Source organism: Pseudoalteromonas sp. APAL1, from assembly GCF_021532475.1.
In the GTDB taxonomy this organism is placed as follows: domain Bacteria; phylum Pseudomonadota; class Gammaproteobacteria; order Enterobacterales; family Alteromonadaceae; genus Pseudoalteromonas; species Pseudoalteromonas lipolytica_C.
Window position 1 is genome coordinate 58,273 of record NZ_JAKGAW010000004.1, and the last position, 26,580, is coordinate 84,852.

Annotated in this window: 22 protein-coding genes and 1 other RNA gene; 14 read left to right on the forward strand and 9 right to left on the reverse strand. The window is 36.5% G+C overall.

The features are described 5' to 3' along the window. Nucleotides 1–45: 45 nt before the first annotated feature. Genes dolP through L1264_RS03420 form a run of 4 tightly spaced genes read right to left on the reverse strand, consistent with a single transcriptional unit; the run spans nt 46 to nt 3,505 of the window. Nucleotides 46–612 (reverse strand): division/outer membrane stress-associated lipid-binding lipoprotein, encoded by a 567-nt coding sequence (gene dolP, locus L1264_RS03405; RefSeq protein ID WP_135923450.1) that lies wholly within the window; start codon nt 610–612, stop codon nt 46–48. Next, nucleotides 612–1,199: an SIS domain-containing protein gene (locus tag L1264_RS03410; RefSeq protein ID WP_135923451.1), complete on the reverse strand. Its 588-nt coding sequence runs from the start codon at nt 1,197–1,199 to the stop codon at nt 612–614. The genes dolP and L1264_RS03410 overlap by 1 nt, the downstream gene beginning before the upstream one ends. Before the next feature lie 30 nt (nt 1,200–1,229). Next, nucleotides 1,230–1,601 carry a YraN family protein gene (locus L1264_RS03415; protein WP_135923452.1) on the reverse strand — a complete coding sequence of 124 codons (372 nt, stop codon included), beginning with the start codon at nt 1,599–1,601 and terminating at the stop codon, nt 1,230–1,232. A 26-nt stretch (nt 1,602–1,627) separates the two neighbouring features. Then, nucleotides 1,628–3,505, reverse strand: coding sequence for a penicillin-binding protein activator (locus L1264_RS03420; protein WP_199526664.1), 1,878 nt, complete (start codon nt 3,503–3,505; stop codon nt 1,628–1,630). Between the two features lie 61 nt (nt 3,506–3,566). On the opposite strand from L1264_RS03420, the gene rsmI reads away from it, so the two are divergent. The 6 genes from rsmI (at nt 3,567) to L1264_RS03450 (ending at nt 9,114) form a co-directional block, all read left to right on the forward strand. After that, a complete protein-coding gene (gene rsmI / locus L1264_RS03425; RefSeq protein ID WP_199526663.1) occupies nt 3,567–4,424 on the forward strand; it encodes a 16S rRNA (cytidine(1402)-2'-O)-methyltransferase in 858 nt (285 codons plus the stop codon). Nucleotides 4,425–4,466: 42 nt separating this feature from the next. Then, an RNA gene (gene rnpB / locus L1264_RS03430) (RNase P RNA component class A) lies at nt 4,467–4,818 on the forward strand. Between the two features lie 125 nt (nt 4,819–4,943). After that, nucleotides 4,944–6,842, forward strand: a complete 1,899-nt coding sequence (locus L1264_RS03435) for a DUF3258 domain-containing protein (RefSeq protein ID WP_235403636.1) — start codon at nt 4,944–4,946, stop codon at nt 6,840–6,842. A gap of 118 nt (nt 6,843–6,960) precedes the next feature. Continuing rightward, nucleotides 6,961–8,034, forward strand: coding sequence for a hypothetical protein (locus L1264_RS03440; protein WP_235403637.1), 1,074 nt, complete (start codon nt 6,961–6,963; stop codon nt 8,032–8,034). Nucleotides 8,035–8,041: 7 nt separating this feature from the next. Continuing rightward, on the forward strand, nt 8,042–8,446 hold the full coding sequence (locus L1264_RS03445) for a hypothetical protein (protein WP_235403638.1): 405 nt from the start codon (nt 8,042–8,044) through the stop codon (nt 8,444–8,446). Then, nucleotides 8,443–9,114 carry a hypothetical protein gene (locus L1264_RS03450; RefSeq protein WP_235403639.1) on the forward strand — a complete coding sequence of 224 codons (672 nt, stop codon included), beginning with the start codon at nt 8,443–8,445 and terminating at the stop codon, nt 9,112–9,114. Before L1264_RS03445 ends, L1264_RS03450 begins: the two co-directional genes overlap by 4 nt. A 29-nt stretch (nt 9,115–9,143) precedes the next feature. On the opposite strand, the gene L1264_RS03455 is transcribed toward L1264_RS03450, so the two are convergent. Both L1264_RS03455 and L1264_RS03460 read right to left on the reverse strand, forming a co-directional pair. Beyond that, nucleotides 9,144–10,247, reverse strand: a complete 1,104-nt coding sequence (locus tag L1264_RS03455; RefSeq protein WP_235403640.1) for a reverse transcriptase family protein — start codon at nt 10,245–10,247, stop codon at nt 9,144–9,146. Nucleotides 10,248–10,386: 139 nt separating this feature from the next. After that, nucleotides 10,387–12,639, reverse strand: a complete 2,253-nt coding sequence (locus L1264_RS03460; protein WP_235403641.1) for a retron Eco8 family effector endonuclease — start codon at nt 12,637–12,639, stop codon at nt 10,387–10,389. A gap of 200 nt (nt 12,640–12,839) precedes the next feature. Here L1264_RS03460 and L1264_RS03465 point away from each other — a divergent pair, with 200 nt between their 5' ends. Both L1264_RS03465 and L1264_RS03470 read left to right on the forward strand, forming a co-directional pair. Next, nucleotides 12,840–13,733 carry a tyrosine-type recombinase/integrase gene (locus tag L1264_RS03465; protein ID WP_235403642.1) on the forward strand — a complete coding sequence of 298 codons (894 nt, stop codon included), beginning with the start codon at nt 12,840–12,842 and terminating at the stop codon, nt 13,731–13,733. Nucleotides 13,734–13,743: 10 nt separating this feature from the next. Beyond that, nucleotides 13,744–15,738 (forward strand): AAA family ATPase, encoded by a 1,995-nt coding sequence (locus tag L1264_RS03470; protein WP_235403644.1) that lies wholly within the window; start codon nt 13,744–13,746, stop codon nt 15,736–15,738. On the opposite strand, the gene L1264_RS03475 is transcribed toward L1264_RS03470, so the two are convergent. Continuing rightward, a complete protein-coding gene (locus L1264_RS03475) occupies nt 15,735–16,307 on the reverse strand; it encodes a hypothetical protein (protein WP_235403645.1) in 573 nt (190 codons plus the stop codon). The genes L1264_RS03470 and L1264_RS03475 overlap by 4 nt on opposite strands. A gap of 200 nt (nt 16,308–16,507) precedes the next feature. Here L1264_RS03475 and L1264_RS03480 point away from each other — a divergent pair, with 200 nt between their 5' ends. After that, on the forward strand, nt 16,508–17,695 hold the full coding sequence (locus L1264_RS03480) for a hypothetical protein (protein WP_235403646.1): 1,188 nt from the start codon (nt 16,508–16,510) through the stop codon (nt 17,693–17,695). A 399-nt stretch (nt 17,696–18,094) separates the two neighbouring features. On the opposite strand, the gene L1264_RS03485 is transcribed toward L1264_RS03480, so the two are convergent. Together L1264_RS03485 and L1264_RS03490 are read right to left on the reverse strand one after the other, a co-directional pair. Further along, nucleotides 18,095–19,741 carry a histidine kinase gene (locus L1264_RS03485; RefSeq protein ID WP_199526662.1) on the reverse strand — a complete coding sequence of 549 codons (1,647 nt, stop codon included), beginning with the start codon at nt 19,739–19,741 and terminating at the stop codon, nt 18,095–18,097. A 17-nt stretch (nt 19,742–19,758) separates the two neighbouring features. After that, entirely contained in the window at nt 19,759–20,304 is a 546-nt protein-coding gene (locus tag L1264_RS03490) for a hypothetical protein (protein ID WP_135923456.1), read from the reverse strand. A 145-nt stretch (nt 20,305–20,449) separates the two neighbouring features. Between L1264_RS03490 and L1264_RS03495 the strand changes: the two genes are divergently transcribed. The 5 genes from L1264_RS03495 to L1264_RS03515 all read left to right on the forward strand — a co-directional run bounded on the left by L1264_RS03495 (nt 20,450) and on the right by L1264_RS03515 (nt 26,058). After that, nucleotides 20,450–21,088: a response regulator transcription factor gene (locus tag L1264_RS03495; RefSeq protein ID WP_199526661.1), complete on the forward strand. Its 639-nt coding sequence runs from the start codon at nt 20,450–20,452 to the stop codon at nt 21,086–21,088. 268 nt (nt 21,089–21,356) lie between these two features. After that, nucleotides 21,357–22,835, forward strand: coding sequence for a S41 family peptidase (locus L1264_RS03500; RefSeq protein WP_199526660.1), 1,479 nt, complete (start codon nt 21,357–21,359; stop codon nt 22,833–22,835). A 4-nt stretch (nt 22,836–22,839) separates the two neighbouring features. Then, on the forward strand, nt 22,840–23,526 hold the full coding sequence (locus L1264_RS03505) for a response regulator transcription factor (protein WP_199526659.1): 687 nt from the start codon (nt 22,840–22,842) through the stop codon (nt 23,524–23,526). A 14-nt stretch (nt 23,527–23,540) separates the two neighbouring features. Further along, the gene (locus tag L1264_RS03510; protein ID WP_235403647.1) at nt 23,541–24,839 is read left to right on the forward strand and encodes a sensor histidine kinase; all 1,299 of its coding nucleotides are present in this window, start codon (nt 23,541–23,543) and stop codon (nt 24,837–24,839) included. A gap of 79 nt (nt 24,840–24,918) precedes the next feature. Beyond that, nucleotides 24,919–26,058 (forward strand): type 1 glutamine amidotransferase domain-containing protein, encoded by a 1,140-nt coding sequence (locus tag L1264_RS03515; protein ID WP_199526657.1) that lies wholly within the window; start codon nt 24,919–24,921, stop codon nt 26,056–26,058. Nucleotides 26,059–26,580: the final 522 nt, after the last annotated feature.

A 26,580-nucleotide genomic window follows, 5' to 3' on the forward strand; every position in this document is an offset into this window, starting at 1 on the left:
ACCCGCTTATAAAGCGGGTTTTTTATTATCAACTTACAGTTCGTATTATAGATATTCAAACACTTTAATTACACGCTCAACACCTGATACGTTTCGTGCCACATCAACCGCTAAGTTGGCTTCTGTATCACTCACTAAGCCCATTAAGAACACCTCTCCATTCTCTGTTATGACTTTAATGTTGTTACTGCTGATATTCTCAGTGGTGAGTAATTGGGTTTTCACTTTTGAGGTTAACCATGAATCGTGTGTTTGTGTGCTCATACCAATATTAGAGCTGATGCGAATTTGGTTATGAATTTTACGAATACCATCAACGCCTTCAATTGCACGTTGTGCTTGCTCTTTCATTTCTTGGTTAGGCACTTGACCAATCATTAATACAATACCGTTAACGCTAATAACGTTCACGTTAGCAAATTTGTGTAAACGTTCAATTTCACTGATAGCGATTGAACTTTTAATTTCGATGTTGTTATCGTCAATTTGTGAGCCAATTGTGCGACGATCATTTGCTGCTGTGACTGCGCCTGCAGTGCCTGCAACAACTGCTGCAGCACACCCTTGTAGTAATAATACGGTACTAATTACAAGTAGAGACTGTTTTAACATTAATTTTCTTCCTGTGGGAATAAGGTTAAATCAATAAGCTCACTTAAACAGTGTAAGTTCACTAAATGTGATTCAACAATACGACTAGGGCGCTTTGATGGCACGCGAATTTCAACATCATTGGGGCCCAATAATCCAACTAATTCACCGCCGTCATCACCGACTAATACTATGACTTTCATATCGCGAGTAAGTGCCGCCTCAACCGCAGAAATAATGTGTTTTTCATTGCCATTAATCGCGATAGCTAAAAGCAGGTCACCTTGCTGGGCAAACGCACGAATTTGCCTTGCAAAGGTTTCGTGCTCATCTGTTTGGTTTGTCGAGCCTAAATTAACCTGTTCTTGAGCGAGCGCAACAGCTGGTAGGCATGGACGCTCAGTTTCATAAAAGTTAATTAATAGCCCAGCCATATGTTGAGCCAGCATGTGGCAGCTTGGCGTGCCGCAACAAAGCAATTTATTACCATTAATTAGACTTTGCGCAATGGTAAATGCGGCTGATTCGAGGGCGCTTGGCAGTACTTCACCTGCGGCAATTTGAACTTGAATATTTTCGGTAAAGATCTTTTTTATTGTTTCTTGCATAACCTACCAATTAAGCTGACGCCATAAGCGTTAGTAAACATTTTTAAACCAGTTGATTGCACTGTTAGTCTCGCCGGTAATGGCCAGATAATCTAATCGCATAGCCTGGTTTGATATTTTTTTCTCTGCAAGATAATGGGCAATTGTTCGCCTTAATCGTTGCTGCTTTTGTTTGCTGAGTGCAACGTTAGCACCCCCTCGAAGGGTGTTTTTTCTAAACTTCACTTCAACAAACACTAAAGTTTGTCCATCACGCATAATGAGATCAAGCTCACCATACTTACACAGATAGTTACGCTCAATAGCAACTAATCCATGCTGTATTAAATACTGTTCGGCCTGCTTTTCATAATACAGGCCTTTTTCGCGGCTATTTTGCCACAATTGCTTAAACCACGACATAGCTTCATCCTTGAGCATGCGTTAATTTAATCAGCTGAGTTATACCTCGATGCTGATTGCATAAATAAAGGAATAGGTTGTTCTGTTGGTAAATCAACAGCAATTATTTGCTTATTTTTGTATTGAGCCCAATCTAGGCTACGGGTTACATAGCCATTACTGGCAATGCTAAGGTCGCCGCTGATTCCTGTAAAGCGTTTGCCTTGTACCATACTAAGTTGTTTTACTTCACCCAGCATACTGGTTGCATCGAACGCCATAGCAAAAAGGCGCTGGTTGATGTCTGCATGTTCAGGCCACAAGCTATCATATTGTTGGCGCAAATTATGTTGTTGAATTTGACCTTCGAGCATCCAAGGAAGCTCAGTAAAATAAAGGCCATCTAAATCGCCTTTATCGGTTCTATCAATTTGTTTACTGTGACTTTTTGAGCTGGCGTAAAGCGGAATGCGGTCAGCAAAAGTACTTACGTTAACGTCTAAATAGGGTTTAATTAAACGTGTTTCGGTGGCATCACCTAAAATATAAATTACATCTATATCGCTACGAGAACGGGTTTCACTTTCAACTTCTTGCTTAAATAACGATTTAACAACATTAATGCGCTCTTTACTTTGGTCTACCTCAAGCAAGCCGGTAATTGTTTTAGGCATATCTGCTTTATCAGAGTAAAAGCCAATTTGCGGTTTTACTTCGCTGTAACGCTGCCATTGAGTGTTAAAGTATTCAACCAAGCGCTGACCATTATTATTATTAGGTGCAAGTAACATGGGCTTTTGGTAGCCCGCAGTTAAAAAGCGTTCTAAAGCTTGTTGAACTTCATGTTCAGGGTTAAGAGCAAAGAAAAAGTGCTGCTGTGAGATCCGTTCGCCATCAAAGCTGTTTAAGTGCATCACCGGGTAATCAACCAGCGTTTGTGCCGTATTCAATTTTTCAATATTACTTTTAAGCAATGGGCCAATAACAAAGTCAGCTTTAAACTCGCTTAACTTAAGTGCTATCTCTTCTGCCGGTAATGATTCATCAATAAATAGGGTTTCTGTTATTGCTCTGTTATCAAGTGCCGCAAGCACGCCTGCTTTTAAGGCGTCGCCCAAACGTTCATTGGCACCCGATTGCGGAATAAGTACCACTAAACGATTTACTTCTAATGGTTCGATTTGTACAAGCTCAGTGACCTTTTTTGGCAAAACTTCTGCCGCAGGGTGGCCAGGGTAACGGCGTAACCAGTTATTCATTGCTTGATGAAGTTCTACCGGTGCACCTAAATAAACTTGATGATAAAGCGCTAAGTTAACCCAACCTTGTTGTACAACAGAACCTCGGTTAAAGCGCTCAAGAGCATAGGATGAAAGCTGAGTAAGGCTTTGCCACAAATCTTTATTTAAATTAGCGACAGTAAAATTGTTTTCACTGCTTAATGTTGATGCTGCAAAGTAAAATGGCATAGCTAGTTTAGGCATACCTTGAGAAGCATATACCCGTGCTGTTAAGTATTTGTGCCATGCTTGATGCTCAGGCTGTGTTAACTGAGGCTCAAGCTGTTGTAGTTGTGCTAGCGCTAAGTCGCTCTTACCTTGTTGCTCTAGGGCAAGGGCGATATAAAGTTTGTTTTGAATTTGATCGACACTTGGCGTGCTTTCAAGTTCAAGGCAGATCTTTTCTAGCAGTTCCCAGCGCTCTTCGTTAATTGCAGCATCGCGAGCAGTATAAAGAAGTTGGATTTTATCGGCACCTTGGCGGAGCAGTGCCGTTTGATACATTGATTGTGCGTCGGTTAGTTGTGATAGTCCAAGCTCAGCTTGGCCTGACTGATTTTCTGCAGTATTTAGTTGTTTTTCGGTTGTGCTACAAGCCGATAACCCCGACAATACAATTAATAGACTAACAAGTTTAAGTCGCACAATGATTTCCCAATACGTTAACGCGATTTGCTTATATTACTGACTGACGCAGGAGACCTCAATGTTAAATGAGGACAATTCAGATAAAATCGGCACTCTTTACATTGTTGCCACGCCTATTGGTAACTTTGATGACATCAGCCAGCGTGCCATCCAAACCCTATCTGAGGTTGACTTAATAGCCGCTGAAGATACTCGTCACACAGGAAAGTTGTTAAGCCACTTTAATATCAAAGCAAAAACCTTTGCTTTACATGACCACAACGAGAAACAAAAAGCGCAACAAATTGTCGACTGGCTAGAGCAAGGAATGAATATTGCGCTGGTATCTGATGCCGGCACGCCACTGATTAGCGATCCAGGTTATGCGGTGGTCAATTTATGCCGTGAACAAGGCGCGCATGTTACGCCAGTACCGGGAGCATGTGCTGCAATTACCGCTGTATGTAGTTCTGGTTTACCGACAGACCGTTTTCAGTTTATTGGTTTTACACCTGCAAAGAGTAAAGCAAGGCAGAGCTTTTTTATCGAAGCGGTTAACTCAGGTATTACTAGCATCATGTATGAAAGTACCCACCGCATTATGGCGAGCCTTGATGATTTAGAAGCAGCGCTCGGTGCAGAGCAGCCAGTGGTATTTGCTAAAGAGCTTACCAAAACCTTCGAAACTTTTTTCAATGGCACGGTTGCCGAGTTAAAACAGTTTTTAACGGATGATCCAACTAAGCAGCGCGGTGAAATCGTATTGATGTTACCGGGCAAGGCAAAGCAAAGTGACGACATTCCAGAAGATGCGCGCCGCATGCTCGGTTTACTCGAAGCCGAAATGCCACTGAAAAAAGCCTGTGGTGTTGTGGCTGAGTATTTTGGTTTGAAGAAAAACGCACTTTATAAAGCAATTATTGACGAAAAAGACTAATTCTTTACTGCATAGACGTGCGCGCTCAGGTATACTGCGCGCCGAGTCAGCCGAGATAATCGCTGCCTGCAACGAAAATGCGCAGGGGGAGGAAAGTCCGGGCTCCACAGGGCAGGGTGCCAGCTAACGGCTGGGGGGCGCGAGCCTACGACAAGTGCAGCAGAGAGGAGACCGCCAACTTCGGTTGGTAAGGGTGAAAGGGTGCGGTAAGAGCGCACCGGGCCACTGGTAACAGTTGGTTGCAAGGTAAACTCCACCCGGAGCAAGACCAAATAGGGTTCCTTATGGCGTGGCCCACGTTGGAACCGGGTAGGTTGCTTGAGCCATAGAGCGATTTATGGCCTAGACGAATGATTATCCACGACAGAACCCGGCTTATTGGCTGACTCAAATTCAAGCGTAAGCATTTGAACTATCAGGTGCTTACGCTTGAACCACTAATTTCATGGCACAAAAAATTAAAACTGTGCCAAATAGTGTGCCATTTGATGCAATACGTTATCTAACCTAGGTAACGAAATGAGACACATAAAACTCCCTGAAAACCTCATCTTACGTAACGAACGTTTTTATTTTCGCTATGTCTTTCCTTGTAAGTTTATCGGCTCCGATATACGAATCTCACTCAAAACTAAAAACCTCCAATGCGCACTTCAGCGATTAGATTTAATATCCCCACATGTAAATAGACTCAAAGAACTTGCTAGTTCTCGTAACGATATAGATACTAAACAACTAGTATTTAAAGCAAAAAGTATTACGGACGATATGAAGCAAGCCCTAACCTTTAAACTTAGTAAAAAAATAATTGCAGAAGAACAGCAAGGTTATTCTTCTAAAGTCCATGCTATTAGTGGCTTTAAGACAAAAGGAATCCATAACCACTCACCTGAACATTTAAGAATTGCCGCAGAAATCATGTTAGCTATTGCTGATGGTAGTTCTGATGAATTACTAATCGATGCATTAAACAGTAATGACTTTGAAGTGTTAAATATTTTTGTTTTAGTAACTCAATATATGTCACTAAAAAACTCAGGCGTTAGTAACCAACAAATTTGTGCAAATACACAAGTACAAAAAAGTATTCGCCAGTTCGCGAAAATGGTTGATGTACTTTCTTTAGTTAGTATGCCTATTCCTGACGAGAGTGAACCAGATTTTGATTTCTTTGATGATTTTGAAGTTGATGATTTCAGTGCTGAAGATCAGGATGCTATTGAAGTGCTAAAAAAGCATGATGTTCAGTTTGACACAAATTCGCTTGAGTTTATTAAGTTTAAGAGTTTGTTGGAAAACTCACGGAATCTGCAAACGAAATTCTTAGCTTCATGCTTGTTAAAAGACCAAGAAAGCCAGCAAGTATTTGAATCATTGATTACGCCTAAATTCAGTGTAGGAAATAACACTAATCCAGTTCCAAAAAGTGAACCTTCAGGCCCGTTATTTTCCAAGGTGCACCAAGAGTTTTTAGAATTCAAAATTAAAGAAGGCTTGTCTGAGCGCCTACAAAATGAATATGCTCGTTTTTATGAGATTTGGTGCTTGCTTGTTGAAGACAAACCAATCGAGGCTTATAAAGCGAGTGATATAGGTCGCTTTATTGATCGCTGCTATCAATTACCCAAAAAAAACCTCGCACCTTATAACAAAATGAGCTTCAAAGAGTGCCTAGACTACGATGTACCACCAGAGGTCTGCATACAACCTAAAACAGTTCAAGGTTACTACAAATGGTTACAGGGCGTATTTTCCTATGCCAAAAGAGATACTGTTGAATATATCCAACACTCGCCTTGTACAATCAAACGCGAATTTAAACAACGTATACGTGGTGCTTTCAATAGTGAAGAGCTTAATAAGTTTGAAGCATTCGCTATGCAAACAAAAAGTATGTGGCAAAAGTGGTCGCTCTTATTAGCTATGTATACTGGTGCAAGACGAACAGAAATTTATCAACTAAGAAAGTCTGATATTCGAAGAGAAGGTGCTATTGATTATATTCTCGTAACTGATGAACATGAATCACAGCGCCTTAAAACTGAAAATGCCAAGCGTAGAATTCCAATCCATAAACGTTTAATTGAATTAGGCTTTCTTGATTATGTTGAGAATACAGACGAGCGGATCTTGTATGAGATCACGTCGGCGGAAAGTATAACCAGCTGGTTTGCACGCTTAATTACAAAGCTTGATATACCAAGTGTTAACGAACTAGATGAAATGCGTAGTTTTCACAGTTTTAGACATACGTTCATTAGTAACATACGAAATAATCACTCTTTTGATTTAGCGTTGCTACAACAGGTCGTTGGGCATGAACTTTCTAATGGCGGGATTACAGATAAGTACACTCATAAGAGTGCGAGCTTGATAAGATTGGCTGGTGTGGTTAATTCATTTGAAATCAATCAATAGTATTATTTGACTTGAGCTGGCTTCACAAATTAACGATAAAAATCTATTATTACTGTTTTATTAGCTAACTATAAAAATCAAGAGCAGCTCTAAAAGCTAAAGTTAAAAGGATTAAATATTGTCTTACTCATCGTCATTAGAAACAAAGTATTCTCAATTATGCGAATCAATTGGCTTTAACCATGTGAGAAACTTAGTCGGTAGATCTATAGGTATTACAGGGACTTCAAAAAAGAATCTATTAGAAAATTTTGTTTCTAATGAAAGTTCAGAGCTACATACAGCAATGGAGCATGTTCGCTTAGAGTCTGTTCTTGGTGGGGATCGTCAATTCACGATTTTCGAGCTAGATGATCATAATTCAAATTTATATCAAAAGTTTTTTGAAAACTTACTTCCCAATACGGCTCATCCTCTTTCTAAAGCTTACCCATTCCTTTTGAGTGATGAGGATTTATGTGGATTAGATGATAAGCTACATGTTCTAGATAAAATAGTGAAAAAGGTCGGTAATACCGAATACCAAGTTATTGTTTTTGGAACAGTTTTAAAGGTGCCAATAACTAAGAGAGCGGATACATTTTTAAATGAAGATGGTGATGCTTTAGCTGATTCTGGTGCTAAGTTCTACTATAAAATTGAGAAAGCTTATCAATTTTTACATACCGTCATTTTTGAACCAAACTCGAGAAGGTTAACAATCACTTGTGATAGAACAGCCGACAACATTAAGCAAACAAAAGCAAGAGATGAACTGTTTCGGTTAAAAATGCGTTTGACTGACTTAAGTTGTTGCGATCTTGGTAATCGAGTTAATTTATTTGATTTTATCAAACCGTTATATAATGCTGGCGATGGAAATGTAACTAAACTTGGTATAGTAACTACTGATAATAATCCTGTTAATTTAACATTAAATGTTGGTGAAAAGTGCCTTCGAGAAGATCGATACCATAAAAATGGTGAAGGTTTGATTTCTGGTTTCTATGCTGTTGGTAAGTCATGGGAGCGAATTATCCTAGAACTTAAAACAGAGAAGAGTACTATTGAAGCGAAAGCAAAATTGCATTTACATTTAAAGAGTAATTCTTCAGCGCTTCTTAGTGGAGGATTTTTGTTTGATGGATATATATCAAACTGTCCTAGGTTCTCAGATTTTTTATTTGTTTTAGATAAATCACTAAATCACTAAGCTAATCATGTTATCTGAAAAAGAACTTAAATATTACTTGTCCTTAAACTTTGATGATCAAAGAAATGAGCGCTTTGTTGTTGATATTTTTAAGTACCTTAATGAAGGGGAAGGTAAGCACTTAAATAATGTGACTGTTATTGGTTTAAGGCAATTACTTAACCTTAGTTCTAATGAAGATAGAAATATATGGGAAGCTATGATCACCTTATCTAAAGAAAGGTATGGTTCATTTTTAACTGTAGCTTATCATTTTATTCCAGACACTGAAGTTTTAGCTATTGTAGATGAAAGTGAAATAGCGGACAGTCTTAGAGCAGGTCTCTATGTTGATCCTGATGGAAACGAGCATCTAAACTTTTTGCCTAAAATGTTTCCAAATTTCAAAGTCAATAGGGGCTTTTCTAATTGAAACAGGGGCCTAGTCTAGAAGAACTTCTCACGCCTGCTGCAAAAGAAGATCTAAAAAGAAGAAATCCTTCTAGTTATGAGGAGTTCATTGATAACTTATATCAAGACCTGAGGTTTGCAATATCTACTTTAAAGTCAGGTCGTCAGCATCACCAGAGAAAAAGTGAAGATGAAATATCGGATCACCTTATATCTCAATTAAGCTCATCTTATAAAGTTCCTCTACCTAGAGATAATCAAGATGGTGGACACTGTGATTTGTCTTTTCAAATAGTTACTCCAAAGTATGAAATTTATAAATGGAAAGCTGAGGCAAAGCTATGGAAGGGAAAAAGTTGGGCTGAAGATGGAATGTCTCAACTAATAGACTCATATGCCCATGCTGATTTGAATAATGATCAAGGCTCTTTGTTATTGTATTGTGTAAAACCTAATCCATTAGACAAGCTTAAAGAGTGGAAAGATATGGTCAATAAAATGGATTGCTTTTTATCATTAGAAGAAACCAAAGATCCCTATGAGTTTACGTCTGTTCATATGAGTCCTTCTCAGATTGAATACTCTGTTAGACACTTTTTTATACACCTCCACCACCCTCCATATGATGCAATTAGAGCAAAGGCGTTGCACAAAGATAAGGCGTTAAGGAAAAAGCTGCCTTTTCATTAAATTTAAAGTAGCGTTAATACACATTAACGCTACTTTATTTCTAACGCTAATTTTTCTAGGCGTTTGACTAATTTTAAATACTTTAAAATTGACTTATCATCGATGCATTTATAGTCTTGATTGAATTTTATTAAAGAAATTAAATATGACCTGTAACCGAGGGTTTTATTATGTACTTGATCTTTGGCGTACTTATCAATGAATTCAGGTTTTGGCTTGTATTTGAATTTCTTTTTCTCGACGTTAATTTTGAAAACTTTCCTTAATATTTTTATATTTGAGCTTCCTTTATCAAATTCATATAGTAGCTTCTCTATAATCTTTATTTTTTTATTTGAAATTCGGATAGTTCCTAATCGTTTTTCATCCTCTGTTCCATCAATAGTATAGCCCTTTATGGATAATATTTTCTTTGCAGATAATAACTTTTTTTGATTTATTTTGAATCTTCCTAGCGAGAGTATGAAGCTGATTTCATTATAGAAAAAAGTTGAGTGAATAGTGTTGGAATGTTTAGGGGATGAAAAAAGTAAGTCATCAGCGTACCTGGTATATTCGATGTTATGCATTGAGCATAGGCTTTGGATCAAAATGTCAAATTTTCTAAAAATTATGTTTGAAATGATAGGTGATGTTTTATAGCCAATAGGTAATATTATTTTGTTTGAAAAAACTTCGTTCTTAGAGTTTTCAGACAATCTTAGTGTTACTAAGTTTATAAAGCTATCAACCAATAAGCTGCGTGATTTGGTATTCACGATTTGTTTTTCAAAATATGAGCTAAAACAGTCTTTTAAAATATCTTCAGAAATTGAATGAAAGAAGTTTTTGATGTCTATTCTTATAAAGTGATAATTCTTTCTATGGGGCTCTATAAAATTTAAATAGGATTGATTTGATCTAAATGCTTTCGCAGAATTATTGATAGGAATTTTATTAAGGAATCTGGTAGTCAGTACTTTAAGGCACTTATTTAAATCTGAATCTTCTTTAAGCTTATAAAAAAACTTTTTTCCAGATTGGATTTCAGTTACATCACCGAAATCTGTTTGAGGGACTCCCTGATTAATTAGTGTGGAGTAATCTCCAACAAGAAGCTCAGAAAAAAAAGTATCTTTATCTATTTTGTCCATAAGTTATTGTTTCCGCTTTGATACAAGAACATCTTTTCACTTTGTGGGCTAAAAGGCTGCCTAGTCGACAAGTAGCCTTGATTAACCATTAATGGGCTAGGAATGACAAGCAATCACTTACCTGTAGTAGCATAAGTCCCTACTCTATCGAAGCGGAAACTTTATTTATAATATCAGATAGTTCTGAAAATGTATTTTTAAAATCCATTTGTAGGCTAAGTTTTTTATTTTTAGTTGTATCATCTTTAAGGTAATCGATACTAAAATTTAAAAAACTAGTAACCCAACCACCCGTTTTGCCAATTTCATGTGGGAAAGTTAGCTTTAGTTCATCAGCTATTTGCTGAGTAGCATTAGTTAGTCTATCTGAGATTAGCTCGTAGTTTTTATTGTCTCGTCCTTCAAGTAGATTAGTTTTACCATTAAACACAAGTCTAAAAACTAGGATTAATTCATGTTCTTCTAATCCCAAGTTGTCTAATTTTGATATCAAGTCTCGAATATATTTTATTCTAACAATTTTGGCACTTCTATTATTTTTAATAGTTAAACGCCCTCTAAATAAGGGGGCTTTGAATATCGCATGGAAAACTTGTTTGATACTCATATAGATTCCGAGCTTAGGGTAAGTGCTTTCAATGGTTTTGTTTAAATCACCTTTTCCACCAACATTTTTACTATTTAAGTACTCGTTTATTAACCATTTGTAGAAAATTTCAATAGTTTTTTCATTTATTAAAGAACCTTCAATTGTTGTAGAAAAGAAATAAGTTTTTACAGTGTTTTGTGTACTTAAGTTCAGCTTTCTTATGAAATCTTGATATTTAAATATTTCATAATCAGTTTTATCTTCATTAATATCTTTTTCTTTATTGTCATGGCTTAATAAAAATTTAAGATTCTTTCTTTTTTTAAACTTTTCACTACCATACATAGAGAATCTATACTTTTTCTCTAGTTTATAAAGGTCAATAACCTCTCTTGTAAAAGTTAATTGATTTTTTGAAAAGTCATATTTAAGTATTTTATCAGCATCATAAGCAACTAAATATGGAATGGCCACATTTGCAGAGGAAGGGTTGATCGCATTTAGCATCACGCTATTTGTTTTGTATGTATCAACTTGTCTTAACGCAGGAAAAAGCTCCATAAGTTTGTGGTTACCAAAAAGTTCCAGCTCTGTTTCACCTTCTACAAATAGAATGAAGTTACTAAAAAAAAGTCGAGCTTCGTTGTCAGAAAATATATTAATGAATCTTTTGTCTTTAAAATGAGTGTTTAATTTAGTTGCTTTAGTTGATGAGGTTTTAGCTTTTGAAAAGTGGATTATTTGATGTTCGTCTTCACCTTCGAATAATTTAATCAATTGTTTTATTATGTTGGGTGAGTGGGTTGAAAGAATTATTCTCGGGTAGGGAGTTGAATACCTTTTGCTTTCTTTAATGTTGCTTGTTTTTTTATACGAAAAGTAAATGTTATGAAGTTTATAAATCAGTTCTTCATTTCTTTTTGGATGTAAGCCAATTTCTGGTTCGTCTATGAAAACTGTTGGTGTTATATATTCTCTACGAGTTAAAGATATGATTAAGCTTAGGAATAATTCAAGATATTTATGTGAGTTTGTGCCATCTGATTGCATCTCTAAACCCATTCCATCAATATTAAAGTTTTGCCCCTCTAAGCCAACTTTAACATAGTTAAGAACTTTTTCTTGGTAGCTGTAATCACTTCTTTCTGTAATTTCATCGATTTTTTCTATGTAATCTTTATATGAATTGCTTTTTGAAGAGATTTTTTTGTTAAAAAAGTCGACTACATCCTCTTTATTAATAGATTTTGTATTTAAAAACTTAACCTTACTAATTAATGACCAAAGTTTCTTCCAGTCGTAAAGCTCTATTCTTCGAGTGTCTATTGAAAAAAAAGGGTAAATCCTGCTTATTATTTTAAGAATTTCTTTGTTTTTAACTGACCAGTAAATTGACTCATCTTTTCTTATATACAATGTGATTTCAATTATTGGTGATTTGTTTTTGAATTCTTTTATATTTAAAGGAGGGAAAATAATAGAACCATTCGGCTCACCTAGAAATAAAGTATTGTAAACATGCTTTTGATAAATGCTTTTCTTTCTATTTGAGGTAACTACCTTTTTTAACCTAGTAAGATCAAACTCTAATGTAATAGAGCCAATAGGTGAGTAATTTGAATTTAAACTTGGAGGGACTGCTAGCTCCCCATCCATTTTTTTATAAAAATAATCAATTAATTTAAGTAGGTTTGATTTTCCTGAGTTGTTTTTACCAATGATACAATTTATATCCTTAAAATCATTAATAAAGAAGCTGTCAAATGAAAGTAGGTTTTTAATTTTAACAGACTTAAGACCCATTTTTATTCCTTTAAAATCTATTTTTACTTTATGTTAGATATAGCTGCATGTAGCTTGATTTTACTATATTTAATAGCTTTCGTCACTGAATAGAGTATCAATGTAAGGTTTTTTGTAGTCAATAACAGTCAAAAATAATACTGGTTTTAACTAGTTATTCATATATACCGAGCTTGAACTCATTTCAAAGGTATAGCTCAATGACTACATTAACCCCTACCGAGTGTTATTTAAGTAACCTTGTACCTTCAGGCCGTAGGTCTGTCAAATCAGTGCTTAATGCTGCGGTTAAGATTTTATCTGCTGATGCTGCTTTAGAAACATATCAAATACATGCTCTCGGCTACGAACAGCTTTCTTTCATAAGGCAAGTACTAGTTGAACAAGATAAATCAGCTCGCACTATTCATCTAACATTTCAAGCAATCAGAGCTGTGACTAAAACAGCACTATTAATGGGACAAGTTGATCAGCATGCCCTCGATAAATTTAGTGCTTTAAAGCTTCCTCACATTGAGCCAAGCGTAAAAGGTAAAGCACTGTCTATGTCAGAGCTAAAACATTGTCTGACTAAACAAAATTGCTCTGCTCATGAGGTTCGAAATATCGCATTAATAGCGACAATGTCGGGAGCTGGGTTGAGACGGTCTGAAATACATAAATTGAGACTATCAGACCTTTCATTGCAAGATGCTCAACTAGTAATTCAAAAAGGTAAAGGCAATAGAACCAGAACTCAATATTTACCTCTATGGGTTGTAAGCCACCTTTCTGAGTGGGTTTCATTACGAGGCAATAAATCTGGCTTTTTATTTTGTAAACAGATTAACAGCCAGTCCTTAATTCAAAAGCCGCTCTCAGTTGCCAGTATCTACGATATTGTGACAACCAGAGCAGTCCAGACATTAGGTAAAAATATAACACCCCATGATCTCAGAAGAACTTATATAACATCTCTATTAGATAATGGAGTTGATATTTCTACTGTGAGTAAGCTTGCTGGTCACAAGAGTATAACGACTACGCAGATCTACGATAAGCGTGGCGTTGAAAGCCTAAAAAAAGCTGTTAATACATTAAGCCATGATGTGTGAGGAATTTAATATGAAAATTGATACAAAAAGCCTCACTTGTCGTTATGTGCTTAAACTTATTGAACACGGCTTCTTTGATGAAGAAGTATTCGATATGTTTTCACCAAGAGAAATCCAGCAATTATCTTACACGACGAAGAAAAATGCACCCTTAGATATAGATGAACTACATGATTTACTGAGCGATCTTTCTTGCGTCGAAAATTACCCAAGGTTTGGCTTAAATTGTAGCTACTTCTTAAGGAGTATTGGCTTAAATAAAAAGATTAAGCGTCTGTTTGAGCTGACTATCATGAGTTCAATTAAGCCGAAATTCTTTGATTTTATTGAAGATTTCATAGTTAAGTCTTCATACAATTATCATGAAGTGTTGGCAGCTCTATGTGATTTAGATGAAGCCGATTTTCATGAGTGTATTGATGAATTAAACTCTCTTGGCTTAGGAAATAGCGATGACTTAGACTATGAGTTGCCTGCAATCCCATTAGGCTTAGCTAGTTACCTGCTTACAAGTGATAACTATGATTCAAAAAAAGCAATTAGCTTATTTTTAAATTCAATGGAGCCAGCTAGCTATAGACTATCTAACTTTGAACATATAGAAACCGAGCACTTAAAAAAGTTATTAAGTGGATGGAAAGCTTCTAATGGAACACCAGTGAATATTCTTTTGCATGGAGCAGTAGGCACCGGTAAAACAGAGTTGGCCAAAGCACTTTGTGAAAGCTTAAACCTTGTGCTTATGGGGGTAAGCTCCAGTTGCAGCACTAATGATAAAGCTAGACCAAAGTTTCTTGCTGATAAATCCAGCCCATCAACCCGTATTCAAAACCTTCTTATTGGCAGAAAGCTTATGGGCAATCGCAAAGATGGTGTTCTACTCATTGATGAATGTGAAGACTTATTTGAAGTTGATATCATGGGGTTTACTGAGTCTAAAGAGTTACTCAACTCATTAATAGATAACAGTAATTCAGCAACTATATGGATTACAAACCACGTTGATACGCTCCCCCTTAGCTGCATAAGACGCTACGACTATGTTTTAGAAGTGCCAGCAATGTCAGCAGATAAACGTACCAAGCACGTTTCTGAATCCTTTAGTCCTTTGAGTGTATCAAAAGATTTTTTAGCTAGAGCAATTTCAAATAAGCATTTGAGTCTTGCAAATATAAGCAAAGCTGCTCATGGTGCTAAATTATGTAATTACTCAAAAAATAAAGCAGAAGAGTTTATAAGCGCTTATTTTGATGGTGTGCTATCTGCATCAGGAATAGATACAAACGAGCTACGTTATAAGTCTGAGCTTAAATTTGAGCATGCCAATATAAACCTTAAGGGTTCATTTTCAACAATGAACGATATTGTAAATGCTATAGAAAGCCATCATGGCGCAAGAACTTTACTTTTTGGCCCAGCAGGAACTGGCAAAACTGCGTTCGTAAATCATGTATGTGAAGAAGCTGGGTTTGATCTAATTAGTGTTCAAGCCTCAGATATCTTGAGTAAGTGGGTTGGTGAAAGCGAGCAAAATATTAAAGAGTTATTTGTAAAAGCGACCGAGCAAGAAGCAGCCATTTTTATAGATGAAGCTGATAGTTTGTTTGCAAGTCGAGAGGGCGCTAAAAGCAACTGGGAAATTCAATCAGTTAACCAGCTTTTATGTAATCTTGAGATGTTTGAACTTCCATTTTTTGCTGCCACTAACTTCAAAGATAAGTTAGATAAAGCTTTGCTAAGGCGCTGTGATTTCAAGCTTGAACTGGATTACTTAACTGAGCAGCAAGTGAAGCAAATGCTTTTAAAACTAACAGGTGAAAAGTTACTCCCGCCTAGTAGCACAAAAATGCTTATAGAGTTAAATCGTTTAACACCTGGTGACTTTAGTGTGATCGCCAGAAAAATGCGTTTTAGCAAAAAATCACTCTCAATACCTGATGCATTAAACTATCTATTTGAAGAACAAAAGATGAAAGGCAGTGTATCTAGAAGGATTGGATTTTAGTTGTCTTTTCTTGACTCCTTATTTGAAGGGATCGTTTTCACAACGCTTACCTTTCCATTTTCTGACTTGTATAGTTCTACATAAGTCGGCTTATTACTTTTTTTTATTTTATTAATTAATATGTTGAATATTTCATCATGACTTTTTGAGTTTTCTTCATCTTTATTAAACTCTAGAAGTTCTATTAATGTATTATATCTTTCTCTATCTATTGTTATGGTTACTCTTTTTTTATTGAATTTTATTTTTCTTATCCTTGAAAGGAAGTTATTCCAAACTTTATCCTCGATTTTGTTTGTATATTTTGTACAGTTTTCCATTACCTTTATTAATGTTGATGCTTCTTTTTCTAGCTCTTTTTTTATTTCTTTAAATTCTTTTGAGTATTCTTTGGTGTGGATTATTTTGTTGGTTAGGTTGTTTATTGTTTCCTTTTTGTTTTTTCTTTGAGTTGATTTTTGCTCTATAAATGTAATTAGTTTTAATTTTAATTCTTCAGGTATTTCTTTTTTTAATAGCTCTTCAGCTGCTAAATACCACTCCCAAATTTCTATTTTTCTTCTGTTCAAAATTAAACTCTTTTTATTATTATAAATTACTGTTCCGGAACGATGATTTTCTTTTTCGTTCTGGAACGGTTTCTTTTATGTTAGTTCCGGAACGGTTGTGTGTCAAATTGAAGTAAAAAATAAATTTCTTTCGATGCATTTAAGCTTACTAATTTGAAACTGTAAACGAGTAGTCCACGAAATTTAATAGGACTGTTGGGATGAAAAAATCATTAAATTCAGAGTGTAATAACATCAGCATAGATGGACATGATCAATTACAGACTCACTCTCTAGCTTTAAAACTAGTAAATAAGGTAGTTAAAGATGATGTAGTAATTTGTATTAAATCTTTGCAAGATACGGAAATAGAAGAGCTTCCACTCGATTCTTTTATTTCTAAATACGGCTATTCATATTCAAATTTAGATCTTTTGGTTATGGGATTTGATAGCTATAAGTTACTTAAAAATGAAAATTCATTTAAAAGTTCAAAAGTATTACTGGTTGCAAAAAATGGTTTTAATGAATTAAGTAATGAAAAATGTAGATTAAAAGAAAGTGATGGTCACTTAGATAAATTTTCTTTAACTTTAGATGTTGAGAGAAATGTTCGTAAGAAATTTACCAAAATTGTTACTTCAAAAGGATTGTTGAAAAGGGTAAGTAAAAATAATGTTAGATGTCGTTATTATAGAAAGAGGCTTATAAATAAAGAGCAAAGTTTTAAAGTTCAGTATTCACCATTTAACAGAAAAAATAACTGTTTTAAATTTACTTGGAACCCGAGTGTCACAAGTGATAGTTTTGTTAATTCTATTTTTTATGAATTAAAAAAGGCTGTTGGGTCTAATTATTCTGAGGTTGTTGGTGAGTCTTTAATATCACGTGTTGATTTTGCTGTGGATAAAAGAGGGTGGGAAATTGCAGAATTAATTATTAATGTTAGTGGCTCTTCTAGATTTACTAGTTACTTTGATTGTTTTGGTAATGTAGAAACTAAAATTGTAGGAGGAAGCGACTTTAGATTTCAAGCCTATAATAAGTCATTAGAGCAATCAATTATTACTAATGATCCAATGACAAGATTTGAAGTTCAATTTAAGAGGCCAACACTAGATGAAGAAAGAGTTCAATTAAAAAATTTATGTACAACTGTTGATAAAATCAACAAGCTAAAAATTTATGATTTTTGTAAGAACTCTTATATTAGAACATCTGAAATGAATACTCTAAAAGAGTTTGGTGTAATAGGTTTAAGATCAACATTAGGTAATGATACTGATAAAAGAAGGCTTGCCAGAAATCTAGCTAAAATTGAAATTCAAGATTTTTGGGATGAGTTAGTTGCTAATGCACTGAAAGAGTTAAAGGAGCTTAAAAAGCTTCTAATGAAGCCTAGTGCCTAACTGGAATTGTGCCAAAAGGTGTGCCAAAGTGGCACTTAATGTAAAAGCAGCAACTCTTAACGTATTGTTTTATTTTGTAATTATGTTTTCAGCCTTGAAACTTATTGGCTGACTCACCAAATCATATTAAAGCCCGTAGTGAATCTACGGGCTTTTTGCTTTTTGGGCCGGAGAAAATCCACTCCGCGCATACAAAACAGCGGCTTACTGGCTGACTCACCAAATTAAAGAAAGCCCACAGTGAAAACTGTGGGCTTTTTGTTTTCTAAAAGAAAATCCACTCCGCGCATACAAAACAGCGGCTTATTGGCTGACTCACCAAATCATATTAAAGCCCGTAGTGAATCTACGGGCTTTTTGCTTTTTAGAGCTGATTGCTATTGTGGCCTAACCATTATGCTAAATAGTGAAATTTATCATTATTGTTAAACCACCACATTCACCATTTTTAAACTGAGTTTTACCTTTGAGTACTGAGACACGCTCGACGATCCCTAATACACCAAACCCGCCTTTAGAATTTGAGTTTTTATGTTCAGGCAGGCCTATGCCGTTATCACAAATAATTATCTCAAGTTCATTTTCTTGGTAAGTAATATCGATTGAAAACTCAGTGGCTAGAGAGTGTTTAACAGCATTGGTTGATGCCTCTTGGCAAATGCGAAAGATGGCGATTTTAAAATCATCATTTAAGCTATCTATCGGCCCATTTACTTTGCATTGATAAGCGATTCCAGCTTCATTCAGGTGCTCAGAGAATAACTCGCTTTTTAATGCTGCTTCTAAACCTAATTCGTCTAATAAGCGAGGTCTCAGCCAGTGCATTAACCTGTATACCGAGTCATACATATGGCTTGAAACGTTTTGGAGTCTTGTAATTGTCGATGCTAACTCGTTATGGTTGGCTGTTTTCTTTTCTAATATTGCAATATTTGTTTTTAAAGCTGTCAGGTTTTGACCTATATCATCATGTAATTCTTGTGAAAGCTGGCTTCGCTCAGATTCTTGAACATTAACAACTTTAGTCGCTAAGTTTTGAGTTAGCGTACTAAGTTCAATTAATTCTTTATTTTGCTCTAATAATGCGGATTTAGACTTATTTAATTCAGTAACAAATGCACTGAGCAAAAGAGCCAGAACGCTGTAACTTATTATGTAAAGTTGCGTAGTCAGGAGTAATTCGGTTTCATTCACACCATAGACGTTAATTAGTAGGGATATAACAGTGACACTTGCATAGCTCAGAGCCCCTAAGGCCCCGTATCGATAGCTAAACCATATCAACGGAAATATAGCGAGCATTCGCAAAAGATAGAGTGATTTAGGTTCAAACAGGTAAACCCCAATGAAAACAGTGAGGCAAAAACACAGCTGCACTAAAAGCGTACTAACCTCTTTAGTTATGAGTTTATTTAATTGCTGGTAAATTGTTTTAGCATGAAACGCGAAAAGCAACATGATAAGTGTTGTTATGATACCGCCAAGTTGATGGGCTAACATCATTTCAAAACGATCTTCATCAGCAATAAGCCGGTACTTATTTTGGCTATCACTCGGTAAGATAATGAGCATTGATCGTATAAAGCGATATGAAATTGCAATAAATAATACTGTAACAGCACTTTTAACAGTTTGAATATCTAATCGAACTTTGAAAAGCTTTGCCAGCACAAGAGGAGTAAGAATCAAAAACTCTCGGCATGCAGAGCTAACAAGTCTATAGGGGATATCATCAAGAGGAACATCATAAAAATACCAAACATAACTGATTTGCCCTAATGTAAAGCCTACTGTCAGTGCAGGCCAATATCGTAGAGGAAAAAACAGATAACAAACTACTCTGAAGCCAACCGGAAAGTACCAACTAACAAAGTCCTCGTACACAACATAGTTAAAGGAAAATAAATAAAGACTATTTTCGATAACTGGTGCTATTAAAACTATTAAGCACGAAAACAGTACAAACTTTACTATGTCACTGCGCTGTGTGCTCTTCAACTTGAGGGCTAGCGGAACAAAGTAACTTTTGTTGAAAACTCTATCCATGAGTAAGCATAACCTTTTTATAATATGTAAACTTGCGTCGTATCAAACTGTTGTTTGGCGCTAGGGTTACACAAAGTATAACGTTGTGTAACTTGAATTTCAGCTTTATTTCCAATAAGTTGTAATAAATGCCCTTTTGCAATATCTGACATATTACGCTTATGCTTTACAATTACTTCACGACCTAAAGCTCCTTGCAAGCGTGGTTTCGGGAAAGCTGTTTTGGTTACCGGCTTGATATGCTCGCACTGAGTAAAATAATCTAAACATTGCTGTTTTGCTTTATTGATGGTCTCATCGTTGCTTTTGATTATGTCTACATTTTTAATGAAATGAACAAACGCGGCATTTCGTGAAGTAAAGTTAGCCGTAACATTAGCTAAGGCTTTTGATTCTGGCCATTTACGCATGACTACATATTTATTTTTACCTGTTTTGACTAGGTTAGTAGACCCTTTTGTCATTTTACTTGTCCACTCAATACGATAATTTGACTCACCAATGTAATGTAGTAATACGGTGATGTTGTGAAAGTGGCTTGTTTCCCCTGCGATCTTTTTCATGGCTATTTCCTTGTCATTTTGGGTAAGCTTACAAGGAGATAAACAATAAAATTATTTCCACTTTTCTTAGGCTTATAAGAATTTTTCTTACCTGAGTGCGTTTTTACCGCGTTATAATGGGGATTAATCAATACATGGAGTTGTTATGAAATTTGCACTTATTGACGATCATCAAATGGTAAGAGAGGGTTTTAGGGCTCTAATTGAAGAGGAAGATCCTGATTGGCAAGTTAGTTTTGAAGCAAGTAGCTACAATGAGTGTCTACAAAACTTAGGTGATATTGATATAGATTGCTGCGTTATTGATATTTCGCTGCCAGATAGAAATGGGTTAGAAGTAGCTGAGTTAATAGGCGAGAAGCTACCAAATGCTAGGCGTATAATTTTGAGTATGTACGAGGAAAAATCTTACATTCAAAGAGCGTTAGACATAGGTGTTGATGCTTATCTATCGAAACGAGATGCAGCTGAAGAGTTAATAACAGCAATACATTCTATCTTTAAAAACCAACTATTTTTAAGCCCTTCAATTAACACGCATTTCTTAAAAACCCAAAAAACTGACAGTGTATTAAAAAAATTAACGCCAAGAGAATTAGAAGTTTTTAAGCTACTTGCACAGGGCTTTAATGCGAAACAAGTTTCACAACTGATTGATATAATGCCTAAAACGGCTCATGTTCACCGTGCCAGTATTATGAGTAAACTGAACTTAACTTCGCAAATTCAAATTACTAAACTAGCTCTTGAAAAAGGGGTAATTCTTATTGATGAAATAGGCTAGTTTTAAGACGCTATTAAATCTCAAAAACCATACTGTTTTTAACTAGTTAGTCATATATACCAAGCTTAAACTCATTCCAAAGCGATGGAGCAATGACACATTAGCCTTACAGTTGAGCTCGAAGGACTGTCATATCAGTGCTAAGAGCTGCACTTGCCAGAGTCTTCCTAAATAAAATCTTCTGCTGAACAATCCGCTTAAATACTACGACAAAGTCTTCACACTAAATTTGATAACTTGATTGTATATCTATAAAACAGGTTATTTCATGAAGACGTTAATATTATTTATTTTGACATTAATTTTTCTTAGTGGCTGTAAACAAAGTCATTTAGATATTTTCCCTGAGCTCTCAGATGAGCGGTTGCTGTTGCAAGAGCTTTCGGTCGCACAAATGAAGGCTGATATAGATGCTTTGTTAGAGGGGGTTATCCAGCGCCATCCTTACATAGAGGAATATGCAAACCTAGCTGTGCTAAGAGCCAAAGCTGAACAGCTTAAAGCAAGCCTAAACAAGCCACTTAATCGCGTGGAGTTTTATCGAGTGGTCGGTAGCTTAACGTCCTATTTTCAAGATGGACATTCATTTCTCATATGGCCTTATCAAGAATTAAATAAGCTGCGTGAAGCAGGGCATAATACGTTTCCACTTGCTGTAAGTGTTAATGAGAAAGGCAAGCTGCAGCTCAAACACGCGTATAGCTTAGGTGAACAGCGTATTCCTATCCTGTCAGAAATAATCTCAATTAATGGTGTAAATGCAGACCTTCTTTTATCACAGTTGGCGCTCTATGCTGGTGGCGAAACCGCTTTATTGCGTGAGCACGCTGTGGCGATGAGGTTTGGAATCGCTTTATGGGCGCGCTACGGTTGGTTAGATAACTTTGAGGTTCAAGTTTCCACTCCTGAGGGGATTAAAGCCTTTCATTTTGAATCTCAAAAAAAGTGGCCTAAAGTAGATGAAAAAGCACAAGGCTTTGTTGCCAGTTACTCAGATAAAGCACATTATTATAAGCAGTTGTCTAATGATGTTGGGTTTATTTATTTAGGCCATTTCGATATCGAGCCACGTGAGTTTGAGCGCTTTATTGATCAAACATTTAGTAAGATTAAACAGCAAAACGTGAAGCAACTGATTATCGATATTCGCGATAATCCCGGGGGCAATACAGATACTGTTACTTATTTATCACGGTATTTAGCTGACAAACCTTTTAGGTTAATTTCAAAGCTTAAAGAAAAGTTAAATGAAGAGAATAGAGGTTGGTTCAACAACAAAGGAGAAGTTGGTGATATTGTGGTAACTGATTGGGATAATTGGGAATCACCAATAAATAAAGCGCAGCGCTTTGATGGCGACACCTTTTTATTAATTGGGCCTGTGACTTATTCAGCATCAATAGTGCTAGCCACCACTTTAAAAGACAATGGATTTGCAACTTTGGTAGGTGAGACAACCGGCGGGTATGCTAATCAGTCTGCTCAAGGGAATCTGTTTAACTTACCTAACTCAGAGTTACGTGCTTATGTAACAACAAGAATGCTAGTTAGACCCAATGGCGAATTGGCACGTCGTGGTGTTACACCACATTACAGTTTAAGCGACTACAATTTAAATGCCTGCAAACATGTGCAAGCAGATAATGCCTATGCATTTACTAACGCTAATCAACAAGATAAAGCACTTAGATTAATCGGCTTGCTACTAAGCGGAGAGCTTCAACAATGCGAACAAGAAGTTGAGTAACACGATGACACATCGCACTAGTTCAGTATTAGTCGTAGAAGATACACATGATATCGCTATTCAGCTTTGTGACTTTTTAGAGCAAAAAGGTTTTTTGGTTGATTATGCCGCAACAGGAAAGCATGCGATTAGGCTTGCAGCAGAACATAATTATGATGTGATTGTGCTAGATTTAATGTTGCCAGATATGGATGGTATACAGGTTTGCAAAGAAATTAAGCAAACCTGCGATACTCTAGTGCCTATTTTGATGTTAACTGCTCGAGACAGTATAGAGCATAAAATTGAAGGGTTCGGGTCGGGAGCTGATGACTACTTAACAAAGCCTTATGTTCTTGAAGAAGTTTTTTTACATTGCCTCGCTCTTACCCGTCGCAATAAGCTTCATCAAACAAAAGTGATGGAAATAGGTGGGTTAAAAATAAATATCAGTACCAAAGAGGTTGAACGTCAGGGGCAGGAAATCAAACTATCAAGTAAAGACTTTGAAATATTATGTCTTATTGCTGAAGCCTATCCTAATGCGGTTAGTAAACGCCATATCGTTGAAAAAGTGTGGGGTTCTGATGCACCAGAAACGGATGCGGTTAGAAGCCATATGTATACCTTAAGAAACGCCATAGATAAGCCATTTGATACCCCGATAATAAAGACGGTCCATGGTATTGGCTTCAGACTTATCGCTAAATAACCAAAAGAAATGCAATGAAGCACAAAGCAAACACTCATATTTCTAATGCAATTACTAAACTGGTGTTTGCGATCACGCTGACATTAACACTTCTTTACAGCATCTTCGTACTAGGTTACTCCTGGGTGATTGAAGATAATATCTTCAATCGTCTTGTCGCGCAGCAGGCCAGTAGCATTAAGCACAATTATCACATGACTGGAAAAATCGATGTATCAGATAAACAAATATATCAATTGTTTAAAGGTTGGCAGCAAGTACCCACAGAGATAAGAGAAATAGTGAAGAGTGAGCCAAATCGTGTTGAGTATCGTCTTGCTGATGGAAAAACTTACCACCTGACACGATTTTATTTAGGTGACAATGAGTATGTGCTGCTTGCTGATGTAGCAAGGTTTGAAGTAAGCCGAGATTATTTTAAAGGCGTGCTTGTGTGGTTGGTTGGGTTTAGTGTTATTGCTTGTTGTTTGGTTGCCTTGCTAGGCTGGAGAATGGGACGGAAAATAGCAAAGCCGCTCGAATTGTTAGCGTACACAGTGAAAAAATTAGAAAAAGGAGGTGAAGCAGCGTTTCAGCAGTCTATTAAGCATATGCCAAATAATGAAGTTGGCCAGTTGGCTGATGCGATTGAACATAGCTTTAAGCAACTTAATGATGCACTCGCCAGAGAGCGCGACTTTACTAAAGATATAAGTCATGAAATTAGGACACCAATCAGTGTGTTGCAAAATGCCCTTAGTCTAGGCTCTGATAGTGCCACACTAGCAGAGCAGCAAAGCGATGAAATATACTTTTCTGAGCAGGCTGTAAAACAAATGCGCAGTGCAACCCAAAAGCTAACCCAAACAACAGATGTGTTGTTAGCGCTTGCACGAAATGAATCTTCTATCGCGCAATCAGTGTCACTCAACCGGCTTATCGAAGACTGTGTACTGAATCATTTTGCATTGAACCATTCGCAAAAGGGTCTATCGCTTGAGCTTGAAATTGATATGCCTAATGACGAGGTGATTATTGCCAACCGTAATTTGCTTGAAATCTTAGTGAACAATTTGCTGTCGAATGTCGTTGATCATGCAAGTGAAAAAGATGTTCAACTGCGCATTAGCAAATCAAGTATTCGAATGACCAATTACTTTGCACACCCCTTACCGCTAAACCTTACATCAAGTGGTAGTAAAGCCGCTAATAGTACAGGTATTGGCCAAGGTTTAAGTTTGATTGAGCGTATTTGCACGGCATGCGGATGGACTATGCATGTTGAAATAGACACTGAGCAGCAACGTTTTTCGGTAGTTATCAATCTTAAATAGTAAAAAATAAATCAACTTTCTTCACAAAAGCGCGACACACCAGAACGTAAAATTTATCTCATCAACTAGGAGATATATTATGAAAAACGTTCTGATAATCATAGCTTGCAGCATCATCATGCTTACGAGTGTGTTGTTACCTTCTCAGTCAAAAGCAGCCACATCAGTTGAGGTGCAAAAGCCAAGTAAAAAAATAGCGATGTTAATTTCTGGCCACGGACATAGTGACCCTGCTTTATCTTACGACCTAGAGGAGTTGGTGCAAAGTTATCTTATTTTTCACCGCAATAATGTCGAAATAGACATTGTTTCACCCAAGGGCGGTGCAGTTTTGGTCAAAAATAATAAGGATAAGCTTACTCATGTTAGCGAGTTCAAAACCAAAACGTCAGGACTTGAAAAGTTAGCTAATACCTTATCTGCAGAGCGTGCAAGTGATAATGACTACGATGCGCTGTTTATTGTTGGTGGGGATGGCGCTGTATTTGACTTGCCTTTCGATGTAAATACTCAACGCTGGATCACCAAGTTCGCTAAGACTAATACGCCGATTGCCGCTGTATGCCATGGTCCAGCTGCGCTCGTAAATATACAACTGGATGATGGTCGGTATTTTGTTGCTGATAAATACGTAAATAGCTTTACATATTTAGAAGATCACGCCTTTAAAAAAGAGAACATAGATAAGTACCCAATGATCGTTCAAACCGAGCTTGAAGCGCGTGGTGCTCACTTTATTGCAAATAGCCCTATGCTGCCTTTTGTATCGCGTGACGGTAATTTGATCACCGCGCAAAACCCAACCTCAGTGGCGAAAGCGGCGGAAGCGCTTTTAATTACCATCGGTATCACCCCCGTTGCTCGTGAAGCGTTTAAAGATGAAGCGACCATGGAGTTAATCGCAATGGCGCGTAGCATGGGGGGGTCGCAATTAGATATCGCGATGAGTAAAAACCCCGCTCGCTACGACACCATGTATTTAGCACTGTATGGATTATATGGGTATAAGTTGGCACAAACGGCTCAAGATAAAGCACTTGAACTACAGTTAATGGAAAAGATTGCCGAGTATTTTAAACATCCACAGTATGCAACTCACATGATCAGTACCTATCTAGAAATAGGGAATAAGCAGCAAGCAAAACGACACTTTAACATTGCTAAACAACAGTTTACTGACTTTGAGTTACCTGTAAGTTTAGCCGATAAGTTAGACTGATAGCACAAAGACTCAAAGTTATGAGTATAAAAATCGAGTAAATAATATAAAACTTCTCGAATGAACGAAGCCAAAATCAGTCTACGGCTAGGTTGAGTAGAGATCTCTTAAACCTGCTTGAGTATTCAAAAGAGCGTTATTAATGTTAAGAATAGGCTTAAAGGCCTATTCTGCCTTACATACGGCTACGATAGTCGAGCTGGCAAACACAAACATACTGGCAAAAATCCTTTTGTATTCAGTATTCTTTATGAGAAATATGACTATTTAAGTAGAGCAAACTCTGATTTCTATCTCACTATTGCGTTTAAAAACAGCATAATCTATCACCCACTGAATTAAGTTAATGCTTTGTTACATATTTTCGATTTTGTACTAAGCTTAATCTCACAACTTAATTTAGTATTTTATTCTTAATATGATGGCAATTTATTAGTGGCTGCACAGTTCTTATTACTGTAGGTGCATGCTGCAACAGTGTTTAAGTCTGTAAAAAACTACCTAATGCCCACCTGTGAAGTG